Source organism: Nocardioides sp., assembly GCF_031422975.1.
Classification (GTDB): Bacteria; Actinomycetota; Actinomycetes; order Propionibacteriales; family Nocardioidaceae; genus Nocardioides.
Genome location: NZ_JANPEO010000087.1, coordinates 1 through 4926, shown reverse-complemented (window position 1 = coordinate 4926; position 4926 = coordinate 1). Strand labels below are relative to the sequence as shown.

6 protein-coding genes are annotated in these 4926 nt (G+C 70.5%); 3 read left to right on the top strand and 3 right to left on the bottom strand.

What is annotated here, in order from left to right:
- Both RMO85_RS02960 and RMO85_RS02955 read left to right on the top strand, forming a co-directional pair.
- Window positions 1-813, top strand: an 813-nt coding sequence (locus RMO85_RS02960) for an MFS transporter (protein WP_310526371.1), incomplete at its 5' end; no start/stop codon positions are given.
- Entirely contained in the window at window positions 810-1259 is a 450-nt protein-coding gene (locus RMO85_RS02955; RefSeq protein ID WP_310526370.1) for a MarR family transcriptional regulator, read from the top strand. The genes RMO85_RS02960 and RMO85_RS02955, both read left to right, overlap by 4 nt.
- Here the strand turns inward: RMO85_RS02955 and RMO85_RS02950 are convergent.
- Window positions 1256-2863 (bottom strand): alpha-amylase family glycosyl hydrolase, encoded by a 1608-nt coding sequence (locus tag RMO85_RS02950; RefSeq protein ID WP_310526369.1) that lies wholly within the window; start codon window positions 2861-2863, stop codon window positions 1256-1258. The genes RMO85_RS02955 and RMO85_RS02950 overlap by 4 nt on opposite strands.
- Before the next feature lie 46 nt (window positions 2864-2909).
- Complete coding sequence (locus RMO85_RS02945; RefSeq protein WP_310526368.1) at window positions 2910-3695, bottom strand: hypothetical protein; 786 nt, start codon at window positions 3693-3695, stop codon at window positions 2910-2912.
- Window positions 3696-3755: 60 nt separating this feature from the next.
- Here RMO85_RS02945 and RMO85_RS02940 point away from each other — a divergent pair, with 60 nt between their 5' ends.
- The gene (locus RMO85_RS02940; RefSeq protein ID WP_310526367.1) at window positions 3756-4442 is read left to right on the top strand and encodes a metal-dependent transcriptional regulator; all 687 of its coding nucleotides are present in this window, start codon (window positions 3756-3758) and stop codon (window positions 4440-4442) included.
- Here RMO85_RS02940 and RMO85_RS02935 read toward each other — a convergent pair.
- Window positions 4418-4926: Sir2 family NAD-dependent protein deacetylase (locus RMO85_RS02935; protein ID WP_310526366.1), on the bottom strand; the 509-nt coding region annotated here is incomplete at its 5' end. The two genes, RMO85_RS02940 and RMO85_RS02935, sit on opposite strands and share 25 nt — an antisense overlap.

Here is a 4926-nt window from a genome sequence, read left to right as displayed (position 1 = left end):
CTGCGCCTGTTCCGTAATCCTATCGTTGCGATCGGCACGTCGACGGCGTTCGTCGTCGGCATGGCATTCATGGGCGCCATCGTGTTCCTGCCTTTGTTCCTGCAATTGGCGCGCGGTGCCAGCGCATCGAGCAGCGGCTTGTTGTTGATCCCGTTCACCCTCGGCACGGTCGCCGGCGCGGTCATCTCGGGCCAGATCATGATGCGCACCGGCAAATATCGATTTCTGCCGCGCATCGGACTGCCGGTAGCGATGTCCGGTTTCGCACTCATGGCGTGGATCGGCGGGACGATCCCGTTGGTTGGCGTGGCCGGCCTTGCCGTGATGATCAGCATCGGCCTCGGCATGTGTTTTCCCGTCCTGCTGGTGTCGATTCAAAATTCGTCGCCGCGGCAGGATCTGGGCACCGCCACGTCGGCGCTGACGTTCTTCCGCTCCATGGGCGGCTCGATCGGCGTCTCGGCGCTGGGCGCCGCGCTCAGCCACCAGGTCTCCGACCAGGTCCGCACGGGCCTGACGTCGCTCGTGCAGGCGGGCACCGTCACGAAGGAGCAGTTGGCCTCCCTCGGTGGCGACGCGCACTCGATCCCCGACCTGGGTTCGCTGCCCGTTCCGATCCGCGACCTCTACGAGCACGCCTTCGGCGAGGCGACCGGTCACCTGTTCCTGATCGCGCTGCCCTTCGCCGTGCTCTCGCTGCTCCTGCTGCTCTTCATCGAGGAGAAGCCGATGCGCACGACCGTGCTGCGCGACGACGAGATCGCCGCAGCCGCCGAGCCCGAGGCTCTGTCCGCCACCGTGGCCGAGCGATGAGCCCGGCCAACCGCGATCGGACGATCCTCGACCTCGAGCTGGAGCTGTCGGCCCTCGTCCGCCGCCTCAAGCGGGTCATCGGGGAGCGGGCCCGCACCATCCACCCGGACCTCACCCCGGCCGGCTACCTGATGCTGGCCTACATGAACGAGCGCGGTCCGGTGCGGGCCTCGGCCGTCGTGGAGGCCTTCAACCTGGACAAGGGCGCGGTCAGCCGGCACGTCCAGTCGCTCGTCGACTGGGGGCTGGCGACCAAGGAGCGCGACCCCGACGACGGGCGCGCCTGGGTCGTCACCCTCTCGGAGGAGGGTCGACGTCGGATGGATGAGCTCGCGACCGCGCGCCGGGCGCGCCTGGGCCGTCTGCTCGGGGAGTGGTCCGATGACGAGCTGGGCACCTTCGTCGCGACCCTGGGCCGCTACAACGCCAGCCTCGACGACCTCTAGCGCAGCCAGACCGCCGTGTTGCCGGGCAGCTTGGCCTCGACCGGCCCGCTCGCGATGACGACCTCGCCGGGTGGCAGCGCGACCGGCGCGGTCCCGCAGTTGAGCACCACGGTGATGTCGCCGCGCGTGAAGGCGAGCACGTCGCTGCCGAGGTCGTCGATCAGCTCGACACCGGCTGCGGCGCCGGCGAGCAGGGATCGTCGAGCGGCCAGGGCGGCGCGGTAGAACTCCAGCGTGGAGCCCGGCTGTCCCGTCTGGGCCTCGGTGGTGAGGGTCGCCCAATCGGCCGGCTGGGGGAGCCAGGGCTGCCTGGCGCCCGGCCCGAAGTCGAAGGGCGGCTCGCTGCCGCCCCACGGCATCGGCACCCGGCAGCCGTCACGGCCCTCCTCGCCCGTGCGGAACCACGACGGGTCCTGTCGGTCCGCGGGCGCCACGTCGACCTGCTCGAGGCCGAGCTCCTCGCCCTGGTAGAGGTAGGACGCCCCCGGCAATCCCAGCATCGTCAGCGTTGCCGCCCTCGCGCGGGCCAGTCCGACGGCGCCACCGCCGTAGCGGGTGGTGTGGCGCACGACGTCGTGATTGGAGAGCACCCAGGTCGGGGCGGACCCGACGGGCTCGACGGCCGCCAGGGTGCCGGTGATGACCTCGGCGAACGCCTCGGCCGACCAGTCCGCGAGCAGCCAGGCGAAGTTGAACGCCTGGTCCAGCTCGTCCGGTCGGACGAAGGCTGCCATCGACGCCGGCGTCTGCGTCCACGCCTCCGCGACGGCCATCCGATCCGGGCCGTACTCGTCGAGGACCTTGGACCAGCGGCGGTAGACATCGTGGACCTCGGGCTGGTCCCACATCGGCTCGTCCTTGAGGTCGCGGCTCACCATCGAGTGGTCGCTGTTGACCTGGCCCGACGTGGCAGTGCTGCCCTCGGGCAGCACCTGGTCGCGCAGCGACTCCTCCTTGTAGAGGCCGTGCGCCACGTCGACGCGGAACCCGTCGACACCGCGCTCGAGCCAGAAGCGGAGGACGCCCTCGAAGAGGTCGCCGACCTCGGGATTGCGCCAGTCGAAGTCGGGTTGGGTGGTGTCGAAGAGGTGGAGGTACCACTGGTCCGTGTCCCCGACCCGCGTCCAGGCAGGGCCGCCGAAGACCGACGCCCAGTTGTTGGGCGGGGCAGCGCCGTCGTCGAGACCGGTGCGGAACACGTAGCGCGCCCGCTCGGGCGAGCCGGGGTCGGCGGCGTGCGCGTCCTGGAACCACTCGTGCTCGTGGGAGGAGTGGTTGGGCACGAGGTCGACGATCACGCGGAGGTCGAGGTCGTGGGCCCGGGCAATCAGCGCGTCGGCGTCGTCGAGGGTGCCGAAGAGCGGGTCGATGTCGCAGTAGTCGGCGACGTCGTAGCCGTGATCGTGCTGCGGCGAGGTGTAGAACGGCGTGATCCACAGGGCATCGACACCGAGGGACCGAAGGTAGGGCAACCGCGCCGTGATGCCGGCGAGGTCGCCGATGCCGTCACCGTCCCCGTCGGCGAACGAGCGGACGTAGACCTGGTAGATGACGGCGTTGCGCCACCAGTGCTGGTCGGTGTTTGGATCGTTCACATCAGGCATGCGGCCCATCCTTCGCGCCGGGGTCGGGCACTGTCAAAATCGGCGGTCACATGGGTGAGACCCCGCCGAACGCGGCGGGGTCGACCGCGATCCAGATGTGCTCGGCGCTCGCCACGACCCGCGAGTCCGCGTCGTAGAGCGTCGCGGAGGTGAAGGTCTTGCGACCCTCGCCGCCGCGCCGGGTCCCGACGACGACGTGGTCCTCGCCGATCACCGGCAACGTGTCGATCCGCGCCGTCATCCGCCCGAGCACCATCAACCGCTCGGTCAGGTCTCCTGCCCAGCCGCCGACGCAGTCGAGCGCCGCCCAGGTGGCCGCCACGGAGGCGCGGGCCGACTGGTCGAGGTAGGTATGGAAGTCCTCGACCAGGCTCGGGTCCGGTCGCCAGGTCGCCGCGACGCGGTCGTCACTGACCACCCCGGGGAAGATCCGCAGCCCGTCGCCCTCGGCGCGGTCGGTGCCACAGGAGAAGCAGGAGGGGAACGGGTGGAACGCGTGTCCGGCGTACGTCGCCTCGGCTGCCCTCGCCTCGTCGTGGGCCACGGGGTCGACCTCGCTCAGCGCGGCCTCCACCGGGCGGGCGCTCGCGATCACGACACCACCGAGGCTCGCGCTCGTGACGCCGTCGTCCGCACTGAGCAGCATGGGGGAGTCGAGCGGTGGCGGCTGGCGCAGCGAGACCTCGACCGTCGGCCACTCGTCAGCCCTGTTGTCGGGGCGCCCGCGCGTCAGGTGGGTCGCCAGGGCACCTGCGGTCCACCCCCCGTTGCCGGAGTCGGGTGGTCCGCAGAAGCGGCGGGGCACGAGGAGGTCCTCGGGGATCTCGTTCACGCTTCGCCACTGTGCCGCACCCGGCAGGCCCTGCCAATGCGGATGGGTAAGAATGGCCGCGTGAGCGACCTGATCGACACCACCGAGATGTATCTCCGCACGATCTATGAGCTCGTGGAGGAGGACATCGTCCCGTTGCGCGCCCGCATCGCCGAGCGTCTGCACCAGAGCGGCCCGACCGTCTCGCAGACGGTGGCGCGGATGGAGCGCGACGGACTGGTCACGGTCCAGGGCGATCGTCACCTCGCATTCACCGACGAAGGCATGCGCCTGGCCACCCGTGTCATGCGCAAGCACCGGCTCGCCGAGCGACTGCTCACCGACGTCATCGGTCTTGACTGGGAGCTCGTGCACGCGGAGGCATGCCGCTGGGAGCACGTGATGTCGGAGACCGTCGAACGTCGCCTGGTCGAGCTGCTCGACCACCCCACCGAGTCGCCCTACGGCAACCCGATCCCCGGCCTCGACGAGCTCGGCGAGCTCGAGCTCGGCGAGGGCTTCATGGAGGGCGTCGAGCCGCTGTCGGCGGTCGCCGGGCCGGAGGAGTCGCGCGTGCATGTGCGCCGCATCTCCGAGGAGATGCAGAAGGACGAGGTGCTGATGAGCGCACTGCGTCGCGCGGGCGCCCTGCCGGACAAGACGATCACCGTCGTGGCCACCGTCGAAGGCATCCTGATCGGCTCCGGCGGCGAGACCGCCGAGGTCTTCGCCGACGCCGCCGATCACATCTTCGTGCGCCGCCTCTGAGCCAGCTCGACCAGGAAGTCGCTGGTCCCGAGCTCGAGCTTGTACGCCGCCAGGTCGTCACCGCGCGTCACACCGCGGTTGACGATGACCACCGGCGTGCCCGCCCCGGCCGCTCGCTTCACGAATCGCAGCCCACTCATCACCGTCAGTGACGAGCCGGCCACGAGCAGGGCGCCGTCCCGGCCCAGGGCATCTACCGCTTCGTAGCACCGTGCCACCCGCGCTGCCGGCACGTTCTCACCGAAGAACACCACATCCGGCTTGAGCACGCCGTCGCAGTCCTGGCAGTGCGCGACCACGAAGTCGGCGGTCGCGTCGACGTCGACGTCGCCGTCCGGTCGGATCGCCGCGTGGCCGTGGCGTGCCATCCAGCCGGCATTGAGCTCATCGAGCCTGACCTGCAGCGCCGCGCGGGGCGTCGTACGGCGACACGCCAGGCACACCACGTCCGCGACCCGGCCGTGGAGGGCGACCAGGCGGCGGG

Excerpts from the sequence above, each read along its gene's own strand:
- RMO85_RS02955 (WP_310526370.1), top strand. The coding sequence starts at position 810 with ATGAGCCCGGCCAACCGCGATCGGACGATCCTCGACCTCGAGCTGGAG.
- RMO85_RS02950 (WP_310526369.1), bottom strand. The coding sequence starts at position 2,863 with ATGCCTGATGTGAACGATCCAAACACCGACCAGCACTGGTGGCGCAAC.